Origin of the sequence: Stenotrophomonas sp. AG209, from assembly GCF_003550055.1 — a bacterium.
GTDB lineage: Bacteria > Pseudomonadota > Gammaproteobacteria > Xanthomonadales > Xanthomonadaceae > Stenotrophomonas.
Genome location: NZ_QXDB01000001.1, coordinates 2,021,923 through 2,045,076 on the forward strand (window position 1 = coordinate 2,021,923; position 23,154 = coordinate 2,045,076).

Here is a 23,154-nt window from a genome sequence, read left to right on the forward strand (position 1 = left end):
CCATCGAGCCCCCATGGATGGGTTTACGGCGTGTCCCGTCACCCCACCCCGACCCGACCCAGCACGTAAGAACAATGAGCCGACCAACCTGCTGTTGATCTTGATGTTGATCTGTAAGCAGTCGCGGCCGCAGGCCGCGCGGAACACTCACAGATGCCGCAGTTCCTGCTTCAGCGTCGCCACGCAGCGGCGGCTGACTTCCAGCGGCTGCCTGCCATGCCGCAGCACCGCCTGCACCTGCCCACCCGAGCCGCGGCGCAGTTCCACCAGCTCGTGGCGCGCCACCAGGCAGTTGCGATGGATGCGGATGAAACGGCTGGCGAACTCTTCTTCCAGCGACTTCAGCGATTCCTCGATCAGGTCCTCGCCGCGCGCGTGGTGCACTACCACGTACTTCTCTTCGGCCTGCAGGTAGTGGATGTCGTCCAGCGGAATCAGCCGCAGGCTGCCGCGCAGGCGTGCGCACAGCACGCTGCGTGCCTGCTGCCCGCCATGTTCCTGCGGCTGGCCATCGCGGCCGGCCAGGAATGTGCGTGCACGTGCAATCGCCGCTGCCAGTCGTTCGGCGCGCACTGGCTTCATCAGGTAGTCGATCGCTGCGGCCTCGAACGCCGACAGCGCATGCGCATCGTAGGCAGTGCAGAACACCACCGCCGGCCGCGGTTCGAAGCTGGCCAGGTGGCGGGCTGCTTCCAGGCCGTCCAGCCCAGGCATTGCGATGTCCAGCAGGACCAGGTCGGGCTGCAGCTCCGCGCACGCGTGCAGGGCCTGCTCGCCGTTGCCGGCCTCGGCCACCACGTCCACGCCGTCCTGCGCCGCCAACAGGCTGCGCAGGCGCTCGCGCGCCAGTGGTTCGTCATCGGCGATGACTACCCTCACGATCGTTCCCTCACTGGATCGGCACTGTCACCTGGCAGGCATAGTAGCCTTCGCTCCAGCCAGCCGTCATCCGCGCGGCGCTGCCGAAGCGCCAGGCCAGCCGATGGCCGATGCTGTGCTGGGCATGGCCGGCCCCCCGCGCCAAGGCCAGCCCGGGCGCCTGCGGATCAGGCGCGGGATTGCGCACGCGGATCTGCAGCTCGTTGCCCTCGCACAGCAGCTGCAGCTCGATGGTGCCGCCGTCGGGCAGGCGCGAGATGCCGTGCAGCACGGCGTTTTCCACCAGCGGCTGCAGTACCAGCCTCGGCAATGGCAGGTCCCACGGCAGCGGCTCGTCGCGCTGCCAGCGCACCTGCAGGCGTTCGCCCAGGCGCAGCGATTCGATCGACAGGTAGCGCTCGGCCAGTTCGCATTCGTCGCGCAGGGTGGAATCGCCCTCGCCTGCACCGAGCGCAGCACGGAACAGATCGGACAGATCGAGCACCGCACGTTCGGCCACCGCGGGATCGCGATGCAGCAGGCTGGCGATCAGGTTCATGCTGTTGAACAGGAAGTGCGGGCGGATCCGCGCCTGCAGCGCGTCGGCCTGGGCGCGTGCATTGGCCTGCACCTGCGCGGCCCAGCGGTCGCTGACATAGAAGTAGCGCAGCGCCAGCGCGGTGATCAGCGCCGTGGTTGCTGCACTCCCAAGGGTGAAGCGCCAGAAGCTGATGCCGCTGGCGAAGCTGTCACCCAGCACCGCGTACAAGGCGTGCACGATGCCGGCACAGACCACCGCGATCAGGGTCGCCAGTGCGATGGCGGCGACCGCCCCCAGCACCTGCGGCAGCCTGGACAGCGCCTGCCGCAGCAGGCACAGGCAGGCGGTCACCGCCAACGCCAGCCATAGCGCGAATCCACTGGCCGACAGCAGTTCGCCGAAGGTCCAGTGGCGGCTGCCATCCGGGGCCAGGGCCAGCACCACCACCACCAGTTCGGCCAGGCCCAGCATCGCCGCCAGCCGCGGCAGGCGGCACAGTTCCGGCATCCATGGCGGTGTGCTGGCCGGGGACATGGCTCAGCCCGCGCCCAGGCGTTCCTGCAGCCAGTCACCCAGTGCCTGGATCTCTTCGGCACAGACCTGGTGGGCCATCGGGTAGCTGTGCCATTCCACCTCCAGGCCCAGCGCCTGCAGCGCCTGCGCGCTGTGTACGGCCACCGCCTGCGGAATCACCGGGTCGCTGCTGCCATGGGCCATGAACACCGGCACCTGCACGGCACCGTCAACACGCGTGGCGCTTTCAGCTTCGGGCAGGTAGGTGGACAGCGCGATCAGGCCGGCCAGCGGCGCGGTGCGCGACAGCGCAGCGGTCAGGATGATCGCGCCACCCTGCGAGAAGCCGGCCAGGAAGATCTTCTCCGCCGGAATGCCGCGCTCGATCTCACGCGCGATCAGCGCGTCCAGCTGCGCCACCGATTCCTGCACGCCGGCCATGTCGGCGCGCGAACGGAAGTCCATGCCGACGATGTCGTACCAGCCGCGCATCGGCACGCCGTTGTTGATCGTGATCGGCCGCACCGGTGCGTGCGGGAACACGAAGCGCAGCGCCGGCCAATGCGGCCGCACCAGCTCCGGCACGATCGGCGCGAAATCATGGCCATCGGCGCCGAGGCCGTGCAGCCAGATCACCGACCACTGCGGCGAGGCGCCGGTTTCCTGTTCCACCGTTTGCAGCATGATGCGGCTCCTTCAAGTTCGAGCCGCATTATGCCGCTGGCGCGGGGCAATCAGTACAGCGGCGGTTGCGCGGCCGCTTCCCGGCGCAGCTGCGCGGCGCGTACCAGCACCGGCGGCGGGATGTTCTCCTCGGGGATATCGAGCAGGCCAAGACGGTGCAGGAAGGCGCCGGGGCCACGCGAGGACGTCAACGCCACCACCGGGACCGCCAGCACCATGCCGATCACCACCGGCGCCATCCACGCCGCCAGCGATGGCGACACCGCCCAGGCCAGCACGCCCATGAAGGCGCCGAACACACCCAGGCCACCGTAGCCGCGGATCAGTGCCAGCCACGAGATGCCACCGTCGTCACGCTGCTGCGCGTCCCAGCCGGAATCGCGGCCGGACAACACTTCGGCCACGCCCCGCGACTGCACGTACATCACCACCGGCGCCATCAGTGCGGCCAACACGGTTTCCACCAGCATCGACACGAAGGCACGGATCGCACCGCCGCAGCCACGGCGGTCGACCGGGTCCAGCAGCATCGCCAGGTAGCCGAGCACCTTGGGCAGCAGCAGCACCGCCATGGTGGCGGCGAACAGGCGCACCACCTGCTCTTCGTCCTGTGCGCGCCAGTAGACGCTGGGCGACAGGTGCAGCAGGGCGTTGAAATCGATGCCCTCCTGGAACAGCGGGATGGCGATGCCGATCAGCATCAGCATTGCCCACATCGGCGCGGTGAAATAGTGGCCGATGCCGATCAGCATGTGCGTGCGGCTGATCCAGTGCAGGCCGCGGCTGCCGACCACCTTGCCGTGCTGCAGGTTGCCCTGGCACCAGCGACGGTCGCGCACCAGCAGGTCGGTCAGGGTCGGCGGGCCCTCTTCATAGCTGCCACCGAGGTAGGGCACCATGTGCGCGGCCCAGCCGCCACGCCGCATCAACGCCGCTTCGACGAAGTCATGGCTGAGCACGTGGCCGCCGAACGGCTTGCGCCCCGGCAGCGCCGGCAGGCCGGCGTGGTCGGCGAAGGCGCGGGTGCGGATGATGGCGTTGTGGCCCCAGTAGTTGCTCTCGGCGCCATGCCACCAGGCCACGCCGCGGGCGATCACCGGCCCGTACACGCGGCCGCCGAACTGCTGCATGCGCGCGAACAGGGTACGGCCGCCGATCACCGACGGCAGGGTCTGGATCAGGCCGACGTCGGCGTTGTGCTCCATGCCGGCCACCAGGCGCACGATGCTGTCGCCGGTCATCAGGCTGTCGGCGTCGAGGATCAGCATCTGCGGGTAGGCACCGCCGAAGCGGCGGACCCAGTCGGCGATGTTGCCGGCCTTGCGCCCGCTGTTGTCACCACGGCGACGGTAGAACAGGCGGGTCTGCCCGTCCGGCACCCGCTCGCGCAGCTCGGCGAACACCTGCTCCTCGGCAGCGGCGATATCCTCGCGACGGGTATCGCTGAGCACGAAGAAATCGAAGCGGTCGAGCTGGCCGGTGGCCGCCACCGACTCGTAGATCGCCTGCAGGCCCGCCAGCAGGCGGCGCGGATCTTCGTTGTAGGTCGGCATCAGCAGTGCGGTGCGGCTGTGCACGGTCGGCAGCGGCTTGTCCGGGTCGATGCCGAGGCGGTAGCCACGGTCGAACACGGCGGTCAGGAAGCCGGCCAGGGCGCTGGCGAAAGACAGCGCGATCCAGGCAAACAGGCCGACGAACAGTACCAGCAGACAGGCTTCAAGCACGCTGATGCCATTGGCCGACAGCACCCGCCACATCATCCGCGTGGCCACGGCGGTCATGCCGAGCGTGCCACCGAAGATGTACAGCCGGCGCAGGCCGATCAGGCGCGGCGACGTGCGGTGCCGCCGGACCTTCAGCGCGCCTTCGCGCAGGGTCTGTTCGGGCATCTGCAAGGGAGATTCAGCGGGCAGCAGCGCCCAGCCGGCATCGAGCCGGGGCGTTTCTGCTTCCGCATGGATGGTCTGCACCCCCATCGCCGCCTACTCCGCGCCGTCGGCACGGCCGGCCATCCCGGCCGGGCTGCATGCACCATGGTTCGCGGCGCGCTTTCCCGGCGCCCGCACTTGTCCTGGCTGTGTCGGCCTCAGGCCGCACAGTCGATGTCTGTCACTACCGGAACCCACACGATCTCCAACGGGGCGGAATCGAAAATGCGGCCCAGTCTAGGGCGCCGAATGTAAGCCGAGCGCGAAGGTCTACGCCGGGATTTATCCCCATTCAGCAAATAGCAGGCGATCACGCCGGGGAATGGCCAGATGTCATTACATCGCCCCCGGTACTGGATCGTAACAAACGCGAACGGTTATCATTTCATTAACCAGGCAGGTCACCGTCTTCCGCACGGCCGCGACCCACCCAGCTGCGCCGGTCCACACCGCGCGCCCGACGACCCACGGAAGGGTGGCTGCCTGCTGTCTGCCTGCGCCTGCTGCTTCCACAGGGTCTCCCCACCTCCCATGGAAGCCGTCATGTCCCCGTCGTCCCGTTCCCGTTCCCGTTCCGCGCGCCTGCCGCGCACCCGCCTGGCCAGCGCTCTGGCCACCGCCTGCCTGGTCGCCCTGCCCGGCCTGGCCGCTGCAGAGGCCAGCGCCGATGCCTCCACCAAGGACCTGGATACCGTGGTGGTCACCGCCTCGGGCAGCCAGCAATGGATCAAGGATGCCCCGGCCAGCATCAGCGTGATCAGCCGTGAGGACATCGAGCGCCAGCCGGTGCCCGACCTGGCCACCCTGCTCAGCCGCGTGCCGGGCGTGACCGGCGGCCTCAGCGCGGTCGGCGAACAGTCCAAGATCAAGCTGCGTGGCATGCCTTCCAACTACACGCTGGTGCTGGTGGACGGCAAGCGCATGGGCAGCTCGGCCGCGACCAACTATCGCCCCGACCTCGGCCGCCAGGACCTGAACTGGATCTCGCCCGACCAGATCGAACGCATCGAAGTGGTGCGCGGCCCGATGTCGTCGCTGTACGGCTCTGACGCGATGGGCGGCGTGATCAACATCATTACCCGGCGCATCGGCGACGAATGGAATGGCAGCGCCACCCACAGCTATACCCGTCCCGGTGATGGCAAGCGCGGCGATACCCAGCAGATCGGCGCCACCATCTCCGGCCCGCTGGGCGAACGCTTCGGCCTGCGCATCGGTGCCAACAGCATGCGCCGTGATTCGGACCAGTCCAACAACGGTGTCTACGGCAATGCCTACGCCGGCGAGAAGGACCGCAATGTCGATGCGCTGCTGCAGTGGAAGCTGAGCGATGCACAGGAACTGTCGCTGGAAGCCGGCCATGGCGTGCAGCAGGCCTTCATCGATGCGTCGCTGGAAAAGCAGGACGAAGGCGCCTGGGGTGCCAGTGAGCTCAAGCGCAGTTCGCTGGCGCTCAACCATGATGGCACGTGGAGCTTCGGCACCTCCAAGCTCAGCGCGTACTGGACCGAATACAAGAACGACATCGGCGCCACCGGACGTTCCGAGGCCACCGACACGATCATCGAAGGCAGCCTGACCACGCCGTTCACGCTGGGCGTTGAACACCAGTTCGCCGTGGGTGGGCAATGGAAGCGCCAGGAGCTGACCAACACCGACACCATCGGCCGCGCGCCGATCGACTACGCCGGCAACGCCGTCAGCGGCTCCAACCTGGAAGTGGATACGTGGGCGCTGTTCGTCGAAGACGAACTGAAGCTGCACCGCACCCTGGCCCTGACCGTGGGCGCGCGCCTGGACCACCATGAGAAGTTCGGCGGCCACGTCAGCCCGCGTGCGTACCTGGTCTGGCATCCGGCCGAACAGTGGACGATCCGCGGTGGCGTCTCCAAGGGCTTCCGGGCGCCCAGCCTGACCGAGAATTCGGCCACCGCGGCCACCCAGTCCGGCGGCCGCGGCTGCACCTCGCTGATCCCGCTGGGCTATACCCGCGGCGGCTGCTACATGGCCGGCAACCCGGACTTGGATCCGGAAACCAGCACCAACCGCGAGATCGGCATCAGCTTCGACAATGACCTGATCGATGTCGGCGTGACCTACTTCCATACCGACTTCCGGAACAAGATCGAGTACGCGCCGCTGGGCCGTTTCAACGGCATCTGGTGGACGCGCATGAGCAACGTGCAGCGCGCGCGCACCAGCGGCATGGAAGGCAACTTCAATGTCCGCTTCGGCGAGCAGTGGCGCTGGCGCACCTCGGCCACGTGGATGAAGGAAGCCAAGAACCTGACCACCGGCCGCAACCTGATCGATACGCCGGAATTCTCAGGCTATTCGTCGCTGGACTGGACGCCGAACACGGTGTTCTCCAGCAGCCTGTCGGCGCAGTACACCGGCAAGCAGACCGGCACCGCCACGACCTTCCTCAAGGCCTACACGCTGTATGACCTGACCGCTGCATGGAACGTCAACGAGGTACTGACCCTGCGCGGTGGCGTCAGCAACCTGGCGGACAAGAAGCTGTATGCCGAAGGCTCCACCGACTACTTCGTGGCCGGGCGCAGCTACTTCCTGAGCATGACCGCACGGTTCTGACCGGCGGCGCGCGCCGTGATCGCGCTGGCGACATGCCAGCGCGATCGACGGTGTTGCGGGTTACTCGCTTTCCAGCGCGGCCGGTGCCGCATCCCGCGTGGCGGCCGTGCGTGCACGGTCCATCGCCACCGCCAGTTGCTGGCGTGCGAGCAGTTGTTGTGCCTGCACCACTTCAGGTGTCGGCAGGAGCACCGGTCCCGGTGCGTTTTCCGGTGTAGCAGGTGTGGTCATGCAACCTCCATGGACATCCCGCCGCCGCACGGGTCCAGCCGGGGCGGCAGCGGAACTGCGCACCCTATCCTAAAAACAAGGCGGGTGGGTGACGGTGCGGCGCCCTGCCGCAGCCCCACACCGGCCCACCCGTCACATTTTTGACGCCCGAGGCTGGTTTCCTGAACCGATCGCCCCGTATCATGTAACCGTTTTCCTACAAGGACGTATTCGTCAATGAACGCAGTCGACCTCTCCCGCTTCAGCCCGAAGTGGCAGTTCCGCTTCAACTTCTTCCAGCAGCACGGCGCTCCCAAGGAGCCGGGTTTCAAGCAGGCCTGGAAGGCGCTGTCCTTCGGCGACCGCCTGAAGGTCAACATCAACTTCTTCGCCTTCTTCTTCGGCGCCATCTACCTGTTCATCCTGGGCATGTGGCGCAAGGCGCTGGTGGTGATCGGCATCAACATCGTGCTGGTCATCGTCACTCTGTTCCTGCCGGAAATCGTTGCCCGCGCACTGTTCATCGCCATGAACTTCCTGGTCGCCTCCAGCACCAACTACAGCTACTACCTGGAACAGGTGAAGGGCAAGGCCAGCTGGAACCCGTTCGAAGGCATGTTCTAAGCCACCGCAGTCACCGGACGCGGTCCGGTGCACCAGCGAGAGCAACGATGACGCCCGGCCTTGGCCGGGCGTCATCGTTCATGCAGTGCCTCAGGCTGCGCGGCGTGACGGCACCTGCGGCTCGGCCTGCAGGCGGAAGCGCGATACCGCCACCGCCAGCTGCTCGGCCTGCTCTTCCATCGCCCGCGCGGCGGCGCTGGCTTCCTCCACCAGCGCGGCGTTCTGCTGGGTGGTTTCGTCCATCTGCACCACGGTCTGGTTGACCTGCTCGATGCCGGCCGACTGCTCGCGCGAGGCCGCCGAGATCTCGGCCATGATCTCGTTGACCCGGCCGACCTGGCCGACGATTTCCTGCATGGTGCGGCCCGCGCCGTGCACCAGCTGCGCACCGGCACCCACCTGCGCCACCGAGGCGTCGATCAGCTCCTTGATCTCCTTGGCCGCACCGGCCGAGCGCTGCGCCAGTGCGCGCACTTCGCTGGCGACCACGGCGAAGCCGCGGCCCTGCTCACCGGCGCGCGCCGCTTCCACTGCCGCGTTCAGCGCAAGGATATTGGTCTGGAAGGCGATGCCATCGATCACCGAGATGATCTCGGCGATGCGCTGCGACGACGCTTCGATCTGCTCCATGGTGTGCACCACCTGGCTGACCACCTGGCCACCTTCGCTGGCCACGCCCGCCGCGGAACCGGCCAGCGTGTTGGCCTGCAGCGCGTGATCGGCATTCTGGCGCACGGTGGACGTCAGCTCTTCCATCGACGCGGCCGTTTCTTCCAGGTTGGCGGCCTGCTGTTCGGTGCGCCGCGACAGATCGCTGTTGCCGGCGGCGATCTCGCCGGCGGCCAGGCGGATGCTGGCCGCCGACTGCTGGATCTGGCCGACGATCTGGGTCAGCTGCTGCACGGTGCTGTTGGCATCGTCGCGCATCACTGCGAACACCCCGTGGAAGTCGCCCTGCATGCGGGCGCTGAGGTCACCGGCGGCGATCGCGCGCAGCAGCGTCGACAGCGCCGCCAGGTTGTGGTCGCTGACCTGCATCATCGTGTTCAGGGTCTCCACCATGCGGCGGAAATCGTGGTCGAAGCGCAGTGCATCACCGCGCACGGCGAAATCACCGGCGGCGGCAGCGGCGGCCAGCTGCTGGATCTGCTCGTTGATCGCGGCCAGGTTGCTCTTGGTGGTCGCCATCGCGGCGGTGAACACCGCCTTCTCGCCCGGCAGCGCTTCCATGTCCACGCTGAGGTCGCCCACGGCATAACGCTGCATCACTTCAACCAGGCGCTGGGTGACCGCATTGCTGGACGCCACCAGCTGGTTGCTGTCGGCCACCATGCGGCCGTACTCGCCCGGGAACGCCGCGGCATCCATGCGGTAGCTGAGTTCACCGGCATCGTGGCGGCGCGCCATTTCGGCCTGCGCGGCCATCACCGCTTGCAGCTGGCCGCGCATGCCCTGCATCGCGTCCAGCAGGCGCCCCACTTCGTCATTGCTGCGCGCCGGCAACGTGCTGTCCAGCTTGCCGGCGGCGACGTCGCCGGCCACGCGCACCGCTTCGGCCAGCGGGCGGATCGCCAGGCGGCGCAGCAGTACATAGACACCGGCGCTGAGGGTCAGCGCGGCGATCACGCCGACCAGCAGGGTCAGCCACAGCAGCTGGCGCGCTTCGGCCACGATCACCGCATGCGGCATCACCACGCCCAGCGCGAAGCGCTGCGGGGCATCGCCCACGCGCAGCGGCACATACACGCGCACGTTGCCGGCCGCATCGGGGCTGAAGGCCTCGAACGGGCGGTCGGCGGCGATCTCGGTCAGCATGCTGCGGGTCAGTGCATCGTTACGCGGCTTGCCGATTTCGGCGGCGTTGGCCGAGGCCAGCACCACGCCCTTCGGCGACAGCAGTTCGATCCGGCCGGCCCCCATCGGCTTCAGCGTGGCCAGGTGCCTCTGCAGTGCCGCCAGCGAGAAGTCGACGGTGAATACACCGAGGAACTTGTCGTTCTCGATGATCGGCGTGCTCAGCGTACTCATCAGCACCTGCTGCCCGGCGATGTCATAGGCATAGGGCTCGCTGACCTTGGGAAGCTTGTCGCGGCTGGGCACGATGTACCAGTCACCGGAACCACTGGCAGTCTCGGTGTAGTCGGTCATCTGCGACTGCTGCGGCTTGCCGTCATGCCAGGCCCAGTAGCTCATGTAGCGGCCGGTGGCGTCGTGCGCTTCGGTGTTGACGAACGCGGCATCCTTGCCGTCGAAGGCGTCGGCCTCCCACATGGTGCTCTTGCCCAGCCATTCCGGATGGGTGCGCAGCTGCTCACCCAGCACGGCGGCCAGGCTGGCGCGATCGGGCACATCGCCACGGGCGCGCTGGGCCAGCACGGTCTCGACCATGGCGTCATTGCTGGCGAAGGCGGTGCCCAGATCGGCCGAGACCTGGCGCGCTTCGGCGGTGGCCTCGCTGGTCATGGTCTGGCGCGAAGCGCTGATCAGGCTGGCGCTGGCCTGTCGGTAGATCAGGAACGCGGTCAGGCCGAAGCACAGCAGCGCGATCGCGGCGGTGCCCAGCATCAGCTTGTGGGCGATGCTACCCGGGCGGCGGGCAGCGGCGGAGCGGGAAGAAGACATGGGAGGGTCCGCAAGGCAGTTCAGGACGACCGGCACCACGAAGGCACCGCGCAGGCGCGCGATCCGTCGCGCAGGCCACCGGCCGCCGGGGTGGTCCCGGCGCTGGAAGCGCACCGGGTTAGCGGCCGCCCGCCAACGAGGTTGAGGCGACCGGCCTGCACATTCCTGAATCTGCTCAGGGTCGGGTCAGCTACCCGCCCGTCGCGATGACCTCACTCGGCCACGCGGTCCTTGATCCACTGCGCGCGCGGCAGTACCTCGATGCTGCCGACGGCGTACTGCTGCAGCACGTCGTCCGGCCCGAAGCACGGTTGCCAGCCCAGCTCGCTGCGCAGGCGGGCACTGTCGTAGACACGGTCGATGCTCAATGGCAGCGGCCAGCCACGGCGTTCGAACTCGGCCAGCAGCTGCGGCGCGCGGCGGGCCAGCACGCTGCGCGGGTGGGTGGCCAGTTCCAGGCAGTCCTCGCGCCGGAACGGCGTCGGCGCGCAGGCGAGGTAGCGGGCGAAACGGGCGCCTTCGTCGAGCAGCAGTGCAGCATGTGCGCTGGCCACATCGCGGGCGTCGATGCCGCGATGCAGGCGGAACATCGCCATCCGTTCGGGCGGTTCCGGGAAGCACCGGCCCATGCGCAGCACGCGAACGCTGAAGCCCGGCGTGGCGGCAGCTTCAGCCAGGGTCTCGGCCTGCAGCTTGGTGCGGTGGTAGATCGTGCGCGGCAGCGGCTCGGTGTCTTCGTCGATCCAGCGGCAGCCACCGGCTACCACGGCATGGCCGTACAGCGCCGTGGTGCTGGTCAGCACGAAACGCCGTGCGCCGGCTTCGCGTGCGGCCTGCAGCAGGTGCGCGGTTGCCTCCACGTTGATCTGCTGGAACACCGCGTCCGGCACCAGGCCAACATGCGGGGCATGCAGGGCCGCGGTATGGATGACCGCGTCCACGCCCTTTACCGCGCGTGCGACGGCCTGGCGGTCGGTGACATCGGCAATGATGCGCGTGGTGGCGAACGGGCTGCGGTCCAGCCCCACCACTTCGTGGGCGGCCGCCAATGCACCGAAGATCGCGCGCCCGATGCGCCCGGAACTGCCGGTCAACAGAATCTTCATTGAGTCCATTCACTCGAAGCGCCCGGGAACTACCGGGATGCCTCGATTCTAGGCATGCATTCGCGCATCTGCGATAGGACAGCCATGCAATCGTGCGTTCATCTTGACGACTTCGCAGGCGCCAGCAGTTGCCGCGCGATGAACAGCGGATCGTCGCCGCCGGCCACATCAGGCCTCACGCCGGTGCCTTCCCAGTTGCCACCGGTGCGCAGATTGATGGGTTGCCGGTCGGGAATGCTGATCTGATAGCCATCGGGCAGCAGCACAGGATCACTAAACATATGCGCTGCGCCGCCACTGCGCGTGCCGACAATCCGCGCGCGACCCAAGGCCTGCAGCGAGTAGGCGACGAACTCGGCGGCCGAACCGGTGCGGCGGTCGATCAGCACCACCAGCGGTTTCAGGTAGGCGGGCAGGCTCGCCGGCGGCAGCGGTACCGGCGTGCGCCGGCCGCGCTGGTCCAGCTGCTGCACCGTGCCGATCTTCGCGTCCAGCAGCGTCCGTACCAGCAGATCGGCACTTGCATCGTCGCCGCCGCCGTTCTGGCGCAGGTCCAGCACCAGGCCATCGGTGTCGGCCAGCAGCATGAAGGCCGCAGCAAGCTTCGGCCGCGCCAGATCCAGCGGATAGAAGGTACTCAACCGCAGGTAGCCAACGTTGCCCTCCAGCACCCGCACCTCGCGCACGCCGGCGCCGTTGCTGCGGGCATCGGCGCGCCAGGCCATCAACCAGTCGTCCTGGCCGGCCGCCGCGTCCACGCGTTCAACGTGGAAGTGGCCATCGAACATGTCCAGGTCCTGGTTCAGGCGTGCGCTGAACGCAGCAGGATCCGAGCAGCTGTCCGCATAGCGCTGCTGCGTCGACCAGCTGCGCAGGGCGTCGGCGATGCGGGCGCCCTGCGCCTCGTCCAGGTACTGCGCCTGCACGGCGCTGGCGGCCGCCTGCAGGACCCCGTCCTGCGCGGGGCAGGCCGCCGCCAGCAACGCGCCGAGCATCCAGGAGAGCGCCATCATCCACCCCGCATTGAAGATATATAAGTGCTTATATATCATCCCGGTCATGGATCTCCAACACGCCACGCTGGGTACCCTGCTGCGCGCCCTGCTCGACCAGCTGGACCCGGCCGTCGAGCAGGCCTACCAGGACCTGCGCCTGGACTACCGGCCGCGCTACACGCCGGTGCTGCGCACGCTGATGGCGCAGGGCCCCTGCCGGATCAAGGACCTCGCGCTGGCCTGCGGGCTCAGCCATTCGGCGCTCAGCCAGACCGTGGCGGCGATGGTGCGCGATGGTTGGCTACACACTGCCAACGGTGACGACGGGCGCGAACGCATCCTGCAGTTGAGCCCACGCGCGCAGCGCGCGATGCCTGTGCTGCAGGCGCAATGGCAGGCCACCGCAGTGGCGGCACGCAGCCTCGATGCCGATCTGGGCCAGTCGCTGGAGCAGGTGCTGCGCGAAGCACTGGTGGCGCTCGAACAACGGCCCTTCGCACAGCGCCTGCAGGACGCCCGCCGGCGCTGAAGCGCTACTGCTCTGCGGCCATCTCGATCTCGCTGAGGAAGGTCCAGCTGCCGTTGGCCACGCGCAGCTCCAGCGTGCGGCATTGCGCAGCCAGGGGGGCTGCATTGCCGAGCACGTACTCCTCTTCGGTCGAGCCCATCACGCCGGACTGGGTGAAGGGTGCCGACAGCGTGCCGATCGGGACGGCGGCAGTTCCCGGCTCGGCGCACATCACCTGCACCGACGTCGGCGTGACGATGCCCCAGGCCGGGCGGGTCATCGTGTGCAGGCCGATCCAGTCGACCCGTCGGCGCTGGCCGAGGTCGATGGTGATGCTGACGTTGCCGTGCACGCCTACCCAGCCCGCGTCCATCGGATTGCGCGGGTCGCCTACACGGCGGTCGAACAACTCATGGCCGCTGCTGTCGGGATAGCTGGCTGCCGGCGCCACGCTGTAGCGATAGGTGGTCTGCACCGGATCGACGAGGTACGAGGCACCCAACCCGTACAACCCGCGATAGGTGTTCATCATCCGCGGCGCCTCGCCGTAGCCCTGGCCGGGGCCGACCACTTCGGACATGTGGTACTGGTTGAGCCAGGCAACGCGCTTGCCAGCCGAACGCGCACTCCACAACTGCTGGTTGATGCGCTGCACCGACGCCGACCGGTATGCACCGGACAGGCCGTTGCCGGTGTCCAGGAACAGCGGGCTGCCATGGTTGAACAGCTCGATGTCGGCCCACACGGCGCTGGCGCCCAGCTGCGCCGACAACGCCTGGTAGTACTGCTCGGTGGAGTAGCCCGGTCGATCCCACTGGAACAGTTTCGCGTGCGACGCCGCGCCGATGCCGTCCTGCCAGATCTGCACGTCGACCCCCGTGGCGGTGCGGAACCGCGCTGCAGCGCTGGCCACACTGGCCGGGTCGACGCTGGACGACGCCAGATAGGGCGCCACCATCACCGGCCTGGACGGCGTCGCCGCTTTCAGTGTTGAGACGATCGCGCGGTAGAAGGACACACGATCGGCCGGCACCTGCGCGGGCTCATCGGTGATGTACCAGCCGCCGAATGCCGGATGCGCTGCGTAGTGCTGGGCCAGCAGCGCCATTGACTGTGCTGCATCCTGCGCCACCGCTGCGGCGTTCGCCCCCTGCCAGAACGTCGCGCACTGGCCCGAACTGTAGGTGGTGCCGACCACGACCTTCATCCCGCGCGCCGCGGCGGCGTCCAGTACCGTTCCCAGCTTGGCCGGGAAGCCGGCGATCCATTCGAAATCCTGCGCGCTGCTGGCGCAGCCCGCGCCGGCACGCGTGGCGCGGGTCTGGCCGATGATGAGCGTGTCGTTGCCCAGGTCCTGCAGTTCATCGAGGAACATCGGCAACTGTGCCGCCGGCAACTGCTCATCGGTGGACGAGTAACCGAAGTGGACGAAACTACCGCTCAGCAATACGTTGTCCGCATGGGCCGGCGCAGCGCAGGCCAGCAGTGCGAGCCATCCGAATCTGTTCATGGTGTCCTTTCCTGTCTGGGTTGCCATCCGGCATGCCGGCCCATCCTAGCCAAGCCGCGCCCGCCTCGCAGCAGCGTAGCTGCGCCGTGAAAGGCAGTGCGGTGTGGCGTGAAGCCCGCGCCGCCGGCGCGGACACTCCCTTAGCCGGGCACGCGCAAGGATGAGCTTCCCTTCCATGCACCGGGAGCCTTCACATGGCTGACCAGCATCACGGCACCTCCCATCGCGGCTTCGCTTCGATGGACCAGGACAAGCAGCGCGCGATCGCCGCAAAGGGTGGACGCGCCGCGCATGCGTCCGGCAATGCACATGAGTTCAGCCCGGCCGAGGCACGCGTGGCAGGCCGCAAGGGCGGCGAGGCGATCAGCCGCAATCGCCAGCACATGGCAGCGATCGGCCGCGAAGGCGGGCACGCGCGCCACGCCAATGCACGGCAGCAGCAACAGCAGCACGTGGCCGAACCTTCGCCAACCACGGAGGAGGGGGCGCAACGCCAGCAGGGCTGACTGCGGCGGGCTCAAGCGCGCTGGCGCTGGCGGTACAGACCCAGCGCCGCCAGCAGGGCCAGCACGCCGGCGACGGCCATCGCCCAGCCGAAACCGCTGGCCATGGCGCCGCGGTACCAGGCCAGCGTCTGCGCCCCTGGCAGCAATGACGACGGCTGCAGGATCAGCGCGCGCGCCTGTGCGGCCACTGCGGGTTGCCCTGCCGCCTGCGCGGCCGCAGCGAACTGTCGCACCGCGCGCAGGCCCATCAGGCTGCCCAGCAGTGCAATGCCCAGGCTCATGCCCGCCTGGCGCAGCGCGTTCATCGTGGCCGACGCAATGCCAGCCCGCTCCACAGGGACACAGGCCATCACCGCCATACCGGTCGCCGGCACCGCCAGGCCCATGCCAACGCCGAGCAGCATCAGCAGGGCGCTGGCGTGGCCACGTCCCGTGCCCGGCGCAAACGTGGCGATCGCACACAGGGCCACGCCGGTCAGTACATACCCCGACACCAGCGCGGTATGCAGCCCGATGCGTGCCACCAGACGGCCGAACAACAATGACACCACGCCCATCAGCAGGAACTGCGGTACCAGCTGCGAGCCCGCCTGCGCCGCATCGTGGCCCTGCGCCTGCTGGAAGAACAGCGACAGGAAGAACAGGCTGGCATAGGCGGTGAATCCAAGGACGAACGAGGCCAGGTTGAGCATGCCAAAGCCAGGCATCGCCAACAGGTCCAGCGGCAGCAGCGGCCGCATCACGCGACGCTCGACCGACGCAAACAGCGCCAGGCCCAATACCGCGATGCCGAGTGCCAGCAGCGTCGCAAGCGCCAGCGGCCCGTGCTCGCCGATCGCGATCAGGCCATAGCTGAGCGCACCCAGCGCGACAATGCTGAGCAGCTGCCCGACCGGGTCCAGCGCGGCGTGCTGCGGATGCCGCCGCTCCGGAATGCCCCAGGCCCCCAACGCCAATGCAAGCAGGCCCAGCGGCAGGTTGATCAGGAAGATGCTGGGCCAACCGGCGCGCTGCACCAGTTCACCGCCCAGCAGCGGCCCCAGCACCAGCGCCAGCGCGCTGAACGCCGACCAGCCACCGATCGCGCGTGCACGCGGGCGTGCTTCGGGAAATGCATGGCTGAGGATCGGCATCGCACTGGGAATCAGCAGGGCACCGGCCACACCCTGCACCGCCCGCCCCGCCACCAGTGCCGGCAGGCTGCCAGCGCAGGCACACAGCAGCGAGCCTGCGATGAAGGTCGCCACGCTGAGCAACCACATGCGGCGGTGGCCGTAGCGGTCACCCAGTGGTCCCGCCGACAGCATCACCGCCGACAGGGCGATGGCATACGCATTGATCACCCACTGCAGCCCCGCCATGTCGGTGTGCAGTGCCTGCTGCAGTGTCGGCAGCGCGACGTTGACGATGCTGATGTCCAGCGAAGCAAGGAAGGTGCCCAGATAGGCCGCCAGCACCAAAGCCGGCCGTCGGAAGCGTTGCATGTACAGATCCCGGGGGAGGATGTGGGCGCATCGTAGTTGACTGACTGACCGTCGGTCAATGACTGGCGGTCAGTCAATGCGGGAGGACGGCTAGAATGAGCACCGTCGCACCCGGACCCCGCCCCATGCAGATCCCCGCTGCCGCCAGGCCCCGTACCAAACCCGCTGAAACCCGCCAGGAAGAGCTGATGGACGCCGCGCAGGCGCTGTTCCTGTCACAGGGCGTGGAAGCGACCACCATCAGCGACATCGTGGCCGCCGCCGACGTGGCCAAGGGCACGTTCTATACCTACTTCGCCTCGCGCACCGAGATCCTGCAGGCGCTGGCACAGCGCTACACGCAGCAGTTCATGGCCGAGGTCGACCACGCCGTGCAGCAGCAGCCTGCCCACGATGGCGTGGCGCGCCTGCGCGCCTGGATCCGCGCCAACATCGTGACCTACGTGCGCACGCACGCGCTGCACGACGTCGTCTACGCCAACCATCACCACCACCAGCGCGGCAATGCCGAGCGCAACGCCATCCAGCAGCAGCTGCTCGACATCCTCGAGGCGGGCACTCGTGCAGGCCTTTGGCAGCTGCCGGCACCGCAGGTCACAGCCTCGCTGATCTATGCCGGCGTGCACGGCGCCACCGACGATCTGATCGCTGCACCAGCACAGGACGCCGACACCTTCATTGCGGCGGTGGTGGCCGATTGCCTGCGCATGGTCGGCGTGTCGCCGGCCCCGAAGCGTGGCGGCACGCGGCGCTGAAGCGCTGGCCGTCGCTCAGGCGTGGGCGAGGATGTTCAACAACCGACCAAACGGGTCGCGGACGAAGAAGCGCCGCACGCCCCAAGGCTCGTCGGCCGGGCCATATTCCAGCCCGATGCCGGCCGCGCGCATGCGCTCCAGCACCTCCTGCAGGTTGTCCACTTCGATCGACAGATCCGGCACCGGTGTGCCGGAACCCCCTTCGCTGGCGAAGCTGACCTGCGCCAGCGCACTGCCCTGCCCGCCATGGGTGACGATCCAGCCATGGTCCATCACCACCGGCATGCCAAGCAGTTCGCCGTAGAACGCAGCGGCACGCACGGGGTCGGGGGTGGCGATGTTGGCGACGACGCGCTTGACGGCCATGTTCCATTCCACCATGAAGAATGCGTCGAGAGTGCCCGACCCTGCGCGCAAACAGAAGAGCCCCGTCACCGACGGGGCCCGTCATCAGCCGATCATGGCTGGGCTTACACCGCGCCGCAGCGCTCCATGACACATCGATCGTATTCGTACTGGCATTCCATGGCATCACCACCGCCGGATACACACGCCTGATAGGCCTTCCAGCAGGGCAGATCGCAGGGCGGAATCGGTCCGGCCACGGCCACCGAGCCGCTGCAGGCCAACGCGAACACGGCACCGGCGATCACTTTCCTGAAAGTACGCATCGACATCGCTCCTTGATAAGCCTGGTGAGCCCAGGCCCGGCCACCTTAGCGCTGCACACGGGGCGTTGGGTGAAGGCAGATGCGGCTCGACTCAGCGTTGCAGCAACCCCAGGACACGCAGTTGCTCGGCCAGCTCATCAATGTTGCGCCACGGCAGGATCGGCGAATTGCCACGCTCGTCCGGTGGGTTGTCCGGCAGCGCGTCGGACCAGCCACCCGCCCCCACAAGCGGCAGCAGCGGCCGCTTGTGCAGCCAGGCCAGGCAAACCTCCGAGATCGTGCCGGCACGCCCGCCGATCACGATGCAGGCATCACCGGCCAGGGCCATGATGAGGTTGCGCGCATCCCCCATGCCACAGGGCACCACCACCGTGGCCGGCCAATCGGCCGGCGGCATGCTGCCTTCCGGAATGACGCTGAGCACCTGGCCACCGGCGGCGATCGCCTGCTCGGCAGCCACGCGCGTAGCGGCGCTGCCACAGCCACTGACGACCGTGATGCCCTGGATGGCCAGGAAACGCCCTGCTTCAGCTGCCCGTTGGAACGCGTCGCTGCCAGGATCGGCACTACCCAATATCGCCAACTGTGGTTTACGGAATTCAGTACGCATGGACGGTTCCAGGGCCTCGGAAGGAAAGATCACGGTGCTCTGTATGGCGGAGCCACGCCACGCACCAATCACAAAACATTAACACGTTCATAAAAATCCCTTCACATTACTGGGGGATCTCGCCATGCCTTGGCGTTAACGGCCTTGTTGTCCGTCAACCAAGGAAGTTGTCCGATGAATCACCCGCTGTACGGCCGTTCGTCCCGCTCCCTGTCGCACCGCCCGCTGGCGCTTGCCGTCGCCAGTTCGCTGCTGCTGGCCGCCGCATTGCCGGCCATGGCCAGCGAATCACTTGATGCCTGGCAGCAGCAACGCCAGCTGCAGGCTGCGTGGGCGCAGCCCGCTGCCAGCACGGCACCTGCAGCCACGGCCACTGCACCTGCCGCCAGCAGCACCGCCGTCCTCGGCAACCCGGGCGATCCGGCCAGCTGGCGCAGCGATGAATTCAACGCCGATTGGGGCCTGGGTGCGATGGGCGCCGACTACGCCTATGCACGCGGGCTGACCGGCAAGGGCGTGCGCCTGGCGCTGTTCGACTCGGGCTCCGCACTGGCGCATCCGGAATTTGCAGGACGCAATACATCCAGCATCACCATCGGTGCCGACTGTGCGACGCCGGGTGTGGTCGCAGGTACCGGCGCCTGCGGGCAGACCCGCGGCGAACAGCCCGGCTACAACTACTACGGCCTCGGCGCTGGCGTTCCGGCCGCACTCGCGGCACGCCTGATCGCCGCCGGCCAGCCCTATGGCTTCAGCTACGCCGACCATGGAACGCATGTGCTTGGCACCATCGGCGCCAACCGCAATGGCACCGGCATGCATGGCGTGGCCTTTGGTGCGGACCTCACCGCCGCCCGCGTGTTCGGTGACACCTACTACGAGTGGCGCCTGGACCCCGACAATTTCTATCGCCCGCGCGCGGTGTACCGCACCGATCCGGATGACGCCGCCACGTTGGACATGTATGCGCAGATCCAGGCGCAGGGTGTACGCGCCATCAACCACAGCTGGGGCATTTCCACCCGCAACATGACCGCCGCCGCGCTGGACCAGCAGTACGCCAGCATCGGTGCCGACTACGGCGTGTACGGCAGCATCTACACCAGCAACGGCGATACCCCGGCTTCCACCCTCATCCAGGTGTGGTCGGCCGGCAACGGCAGCGGTGCGGTTGCCGGCATCACCGCCTCGATGCCGCGCTGGAAGCCCGAACTGGAACCGTACTGGCTGGCGGTCGCCAACGTCCGCAGGCCCAATGCCGCCGCAGGTGAAACCGACTACGTGATCGATGGCAGTTCCAGCATCTGCGGCGTTGCCGCCAACTGGTGCATCTCGGCCCCCGGCACCGACATCGTCAGCACTATCGTCTCCGGCGATATCCAGGGCCGCATCGAGAACACCTCCGCCTACGTGCGGCTGATCATCGACAGCGAGAACACCAACTACGTCTACGGCACCAAGACCGGCACGTCGATGGCCGCGCCCCACATCACCGGCGCTCTCGGCCTGCTGATGGAGCGCTTCCCGTACCTGGACAACGCCCAGGTCCGCGACGTGCTGCTGACCACCGCACGCGATCTCGGCGCGCCGGGTATCGACGCGATCTACGGCTGGGGCATGGTCGACCTGCGCAAGGCCATCGAAGGCTATGGCTCGCTGCGCGTGGATACCAACGTGGTGATGAACCAGAAGGCCGGCGGCCTGAAGGTCTGGGAAGGTGATGCCTGGGACAACTGGACCAATGATATCGGCGGCCCCGGCAAACTGACCAAATCCGGCATCGGCTGGCTGCGTCTGAGCGGCAACAACAGCTTCAACGGCGCCGTGGTGCAGGACGGTACGCTGGAGTTGAACGGCGCCAACACGCTCACGTCGGCGGTCGAGGTCCAGGGTGGCCGGTTCCTGCTCAACGGCAGCCTGGTCTCCACCGCCCTGACCAGCACCGGTGGCGTCAGCACGGTCAGCGCCAGCGGCGTACTGAACAACAGCAACCTGGTGGTCAACGGCGGCGTGGTGTCCTTCAACGGCACCCAGACCGGTGGCACCACCACGGTCGGCGCCAATGGCCTGTTGAAGGGCGTCGGCACGCTCGGCAACACCCGCGTGGACGGCATCATCGCGCCGGGCAACTCGATCGGCACGCTGACCATCAACGGCAACTACGTGCAGGGCGCCACCGGCGTCTATGCAGCGGAGCTGGCACCGGGTGGCCGCAGTGACCAGCTGCATGTGACCGGCACCGCCACTCTCGGCGGCACCCTGGTCGCGCTGCCGGAACCGGGCGTGTACTACCTCGGCGAACAGTTCAACTTCCTGCGTGCCGACGGCGGCATCAGCGGCCAGTTCGCCAAGACCGACTTCAGCGCGTTCTCGCCCTTCCTGCAGTTCAGCCTGGCCTACGGGGCCAATGGCACGCGTATCGATGTCGCCCGTGGCGCCTCGCTGACCACGGCTGCCAATACGCCCAACCAGCGTGCAGTGGCGGCGGCGGCTGACCTGCTGCCGATCGCCCAGGGCCTGCCCAAGCCGCTGACCCAGCTGTTCCCGCAGCAGGTGGGTGGCGTGCTCGACGGTCTCAGCGGCGAGCTGCATCCGGCCACGGCCATCGCCCTGGTCGAGGGCAGCCGCTACGTGCGCGATGCCGCGTTGTCACGCCGTGCCGGCGCTGCGGCCCCCGGCACCGACGCGGGTGATGCGACGGGTGCATGGGTGCAGGCCATCGGTGGCAACAGCAAGCTGGACGGTGACTTCAATACCGCCCGCACCGAAGCCAACAGCAACGGCCTGCTGGTCGGCATCGACCGCGAGTTCTCCGGCTGGCAGGTTGGCGTTCTGGCCGGCACCGGCCGTACCGACGTGAAGCAGCAGGACCGCCGCGCCAAGTCCAAGATCGACAACACGCACTTCGGTGCCTATGCCAGCCACAACTGGGGCGGCTTCGGCTTGCGCGGTGGTGTGGCGTGGAGCAAGCACGAGGTGAAGAGTACGCGTGATGTCGCCTTCGCAGGTTTCAGTGACAGCCTGAGCGCGCGCTACGACGCCCGTACCCGCCAGGCCTTCATCGAAGCCGGTTACCGCTTCGGTGGCCCGGAAGCGGGGCTGGAACCGTACCTGCAGGTGGCGCGCGTGGAAGTGGACCTCAAGCGCATCAACGAACGCGGCGGAGCGGCGGCGCTGCAGGGCAAGGTGGACGACACCGGAACCACGATCGCCACCGCCGGCGTGCGCTTCGACAAGGGGCTGAAGGCTTCGTTCCAGCAGGACAGCTGGCTGCACCTGCGCGGTGGCGTCGGCTATCGCCGTGCCTCGGGGGATCGCAGCCAGGTTGCCAACCTTGCCTTCGCCAACGGCGGCACCACCTTCGCCGTCAGCGGCGCACCGATCGCCGACAACGCGGTGGTGGCAGAGCTCGGCCTGTCAGCCTGGCTGACACCGCGACAGCAGCTGGAGCTGGGCTACAGCGGCCAGTTCGGCAGCGAAAGCCGCGACCACGGTGCAAACGCACGCTGGTCCGTGCGCTTCTGATTCCGAAGCAGTGTGCGCTTGAAGCGTTGGGGCGGCCTCACGGCCGCCCCTTTTTTATGCCACACCGGGAAAGGTGGCCGGGGCAGCGTACTGCCCCGGCCGCGGCGGCCCCGGGGAGAAGGCCGCCTTCAACCGTCAGGCAGCCTTCATCGCATGCTTCCGCGCACGCATGACGTTGTGGCACTCCTGCACTTCGGGCAGCAACTGGGTCACTTCCTGGCGTACCGCCGGCGGAAGCTCGTTGTCCTTCAACACGTCCTTGAACGCGCCCAGCAGGCGGTCCTCCGATTCTTCCAGCTCGGCCACGTAGCCATAGTTGGTGTCACCGAAGGCAGCACGCACCTTGCCATAGAACTGCTGCATCGAACCGACCACGGTGCCATGCTCGGCCGGCTTGCCACCGCTGGCGGCCACCGAGCCGCTCAGCGCCGCCACGATGCGGCCCTTGACGCCAGCAATGCGGGTGAACAGTGCCGACAGCTCGGCATCCTTGACCTTGGTGGCAGCTTCTTCATAGAAGGACTTGCCATCGCGGGCGATTTCAATCAGGTCGTTGAGGCGATGCTCGATGGTGGACTGGGTGCTCATGGAAATCACTCCTGTTCGCTTGAAAGTCTGTGGGAAACCGGCAAACGCATCTGCGTTGCCTGCGTGTCCACTGTGGCGTTGGGGATGTAGGCCCAGGGTGAGCACCGATTGATCCGCGCGTCACCATCCACAACACGTACTGACTTCTTCATGCCCGGACCCGACAACGTTCACGGGGACTGAGCAAACAGTCCGGCATTCACCAGGGCGCGGTGACGACGAGCAATGCGATCACCAGCACTATCGCCAGAACGAGAAGCAGAACGTGCCACTGCCGCCAGCTGGGCTTCGGCTTTCCCGGGGTATTCATGCAACCTCTCC

General features: G+C 67.6%; 20 protein-coding genes. 6 read left to right on the top strand and 14 right to left on the bottom strand.

Annotated features, from left to right (window positions below; genetic code table 11):
- Nucleotides 1-147: 147 nt before the first annotated feature.
- Genes DFO63_RS09390 through mdoH form a run of 4 tightly spaced genes read right to left on the bottom strand, consistent with a single transcriptional unit; the run spans nt 148 to nt 4,572 of the window.
- Nucleotides 148-879, bottom strand: a complete 732-nt coding sequence (locus DFO63_RS09390) for a LytTR family DNA-binding domain-containing protein (RefSeq protein ID WP_049443312.1) — start codon at nt 877-879, stop codon at nt 148-150.
- 10 nt (nt 880-889) lie between these two features.
- Complete coding sequence (locus DFO63_RS09395) at nt 890-1,933, bottom strand: sensor histidine kinase (RefSeq protein ID WP_049443311.1); 1,044 nt, start codon at nt 1,931-1,933, stop codon at nt 890-892.
- 3 nt (nt 1,934-1,936) lie between these two features.
- Nucleotides 1,937-2,596 carry an alpha/beta hydrolase gene (locus DFO63_RS09400; RefSeq protein WP_101766126.1) on the bottom strand — a complete coding sequence of 220 codons (660 nt, stop codon included), beginning with the start codon at nt 2,594-2,596 and terminating at the stop codon, nt 1,937-1,939.
- Nucleotides 2,597-2,646: 50 nt separating this feature from the next.
- Nucleotides 2,647-4,572 carry a glucans biosynthesis glucosyltransferase MdoH gene (gene mdoH, locus DFO63_RS09405; RefSeq protein WP_049443309.1) on the bottom strand — a complete coding sequence of 642 codons (1,926 nt, stop codon included), beginning with the start codon at nt 4,570-4,572 and terminating at the stop codon, nt 2,647-2,649.
- Between the two features lie 495 nt (nt 4,573-5,067).
- On the opposite strand from mdoH, the gene DFO63_RS09415 reads away from it, so the two are divergent.
- Nucleotides 5,068-7,119 (top strand): TonB-dependent receptor, encoded by a 2,052-nt coding sequence (locus tag DFO63_RS09415; RefSeq protein ID WP_119006804.1) that lies wholly within the window; start codon nt 5,068-5,070, stop codon nt 7,117-7,119.
- A gap of 60 nt (nt 7,120-7,179) precedes the next feature.
- Here DFO63_RS09415 and DFO63_RS22110 read toward each other — a convergent pair whose 3' ends face one another.
- A complete protein-coding gene (locus DFO63_RS22110) occupies nt 7,180-7,350 on the bottom strand; it encodes a hypothetical protein (RefSeq protein WP_005419553.1) in 171 nt (56 codons plus the stop codon).
- 216 nt (nt 7,351-7,566) lie between these two features.
- On the opposite strand from DFO63_RS22110, the gene DFO63_RS09420 reads away from it, so the two are divergent.
- A complete protein-coding gene (locus DFO63_RS09420) occupies nt 7,567-7,953 on the top strand; it encodes a DUF2628 domain-containing protein (RefSeq protein WP_119006805.1) in 387 nt (128 codons plus the stop codon).
- A 90-nt stretch (nt 7,954-8,043) separates the two neighbouring features.
- Here the strand turns inward: DFO63_RS09420 and DFO63_RS09425 are convergent, their stop codons facing one another.
- The 3 genes from DFO63_RS09425 to DFO63_RS09435 form a co-directional block, all read right to left on the bottom strand.
- The gene (locus DFO63_RS09425) at nt 8,044-10,575 is read right to left on the bottom strand and encodes a methyl-accepting chemotaxis protein (protein WP_119006806.1); all 2,532 of its coding nucleotides are present in this window, start codon (nt 10,573-10,575) and stop codon (nt 8,044-8,046) included.
- A 212-nt stretch (nt 10,576-10,787) separates the two neighbouring features.
- On the bottom strand, nt 10,788-11,681 hold the full coding sequence (locus DFO63_RS09430; protein ID WP_014038589.1) for an NAD(P)-dependent oxidoreductase: 894 nt from the start codon (nt 11,679-11,681) through the stop codon (nt 10,788-10,790).
- A 98-nt stretch (nt 11,682-11,779) separates the two neighbouring features.
- Entirely contained in the window at nt 11,780-12,691 is a 912-nt protein-coding gene (locus DFO63_RS09435; RefSeq protein WP_119007004.1) for a S41 family peptidase, read from the bottom strand.
- Between the two features lie 49 nt (nt 12,692-12,740).
- On the opposite strand from DFO63_RS09435, the gene DFO63_RS09440 reads away from it, so the two are divergent.
- Nucleotides 12,741-13,205, top strand: coding sequence for a MarR family transcriptional regulator (locus DFO63_RS09440; protein ID WP_049443306.1), 465 nt, complete (start codon nt 12,741-12,743; stop codon nt 13,203-13,205).
- A gap of 4 nt (nt 13,206-13,209) precedes the next feature.
- Here DFO63_RS09440 and DFO63_RS09445 read toward each other — a convergent pair whose 3' ends face one another.
- Nucleotides 13,210-14,694 carry a DUF4434 domain-containing protein gene (locus tag DFO63_RS09445; RefSeq protein WP_049443305.1) on the bottom strand — a complete coding sequence of 495 codons (1,485 nt, stop codon included), beginning with the start codon at nt 14,692-14,694 and terminating at the stop codon, nt 13,210-13,212.
- 194 nt (nt 14,695-14,888) lie between these two features.
- On the opposite strand from DFO63_RS09445, the gene DFO63_RS09450 reads away from it, so the two are divergent.
- The gene (locus DFO63_RS09450) at nt 14,889-15,200 is read left to right on the top strand and encodes a KGG domain-containing protein (RefSeq protein WP_049443304.1); all 312 of its coding nucleotides are present in this window, start codon (nt 14,889-14,891) and stop codon (nt 15,198-15,200) included.
- Between the two features lie 11 nt (nt 15,201-15,211).
- Here the strand turns inward: DFO63_RS09450 and DFO63_RS09455 are convergent, their stop codons facing one another.
- On the bottom strand, nt 15,212-16,684 hold the full coding sequence (locus tag DFO63_RS09455) for an MFS transporter (protein ID WP_049443303.1): 1,473 nt from the start codon (nt 16,682-16,684) through the stop codon (nt 15,212-15,214).
- A 125-nt stretch (nt 16,685-16,809) separates the two neighbouring features.
- Between DFO63_RS09455 and DFO63_RS09460 the strand changes: the two genes are divergently transcribed.
- The gene (locus tag DFO63_RS09460) at nt 16,810-17,439 is read left to right on the top strand and encodes a TetR/AcrR family transcriptional regulator (RefSeq protein ID WP_119006807.1); all 630 of its coding nucleotides are present in this window, start codon (nt 16,810-16,812) and stop codon (nt 17,437-17,439) included.
- A gap of 15 nt (nt 17,440-17,454) precedes the next feature.
- Here DFO63_RS09460 and DFO63_RS09465 read toward each other — a convergent pair whose 3' ends face one another.
- The 3 genes from DFO63_RS09465 to DFO63_RS09475 form a co-directional block, all read right to left on the bottom strand.
- Entirely contained in the window at nt 17,455-17,805 is a 351-nt protein-coding gene (locus tag DFO63_RS09465) for a VOC family protein (RefSeq protein ID WP_049443329.1), read from the bottom strand.
- A 104-nt stretch (nt 17,806-17,909) separates the two neighbouring features.
- Nucleotides 17,910-18,110, bottom strand: a complete 201-nt coding sequence (locus tag DFO63_RS09470) for a hypothetical protein (protein ID WP_049443328.1) — start codon at nt 18,108-18,110, stop codon at nt 17,910-17,912.
- Nucleotides 18,111-18,201: 91 nt separating this feature from the next.
- Nucleotides 18,202-18,720 (bottom strand): Rossmann fold nucleotide-binding protein, encoded by a 519-nt coding sequence (locus tag DFO63_RS09475; protein ID WP_119006808.1) that lies wholly within the window; start codon nt 18,718-18,720, stop codon nt 18,202-18,204.
- 174 nt (nt 18,721-18,894) lie between these two features.
- Between DFO63_RS09475 and DFO63_RS09480 the strand changes: the two genes are divergently transcribed.
- Entirely contained in the window at nt 18,895-22,245 is a 3,351-nt protein-coding gene (locus DFO63_RS09480; protein WP_119006809.1) for an autotransporter serine protease, read from the top strand.
- A gap of 135 nt (nt 22,246-22,380) precedes the next feature.
- Here the strand turns inward: DFO63_RS09480 and DFO63_RS09485 are convergent, their stop codons facing one another.
- The gene (locus DFO63_RS09485) at nt 22,381-22,833 is read right to left on the bottom strand and encodes a PA2169 family four-helix-bundle protein (RefSeq protein WP_005419568.1); all 453 of its coding nucleotides are present in this window, start codon (nt 22,831-22,833) and stop codon (nt 22,381-22,383) included.
- Nucleotides 22,834-23,154: the final 321 nt, after the last annotated feature.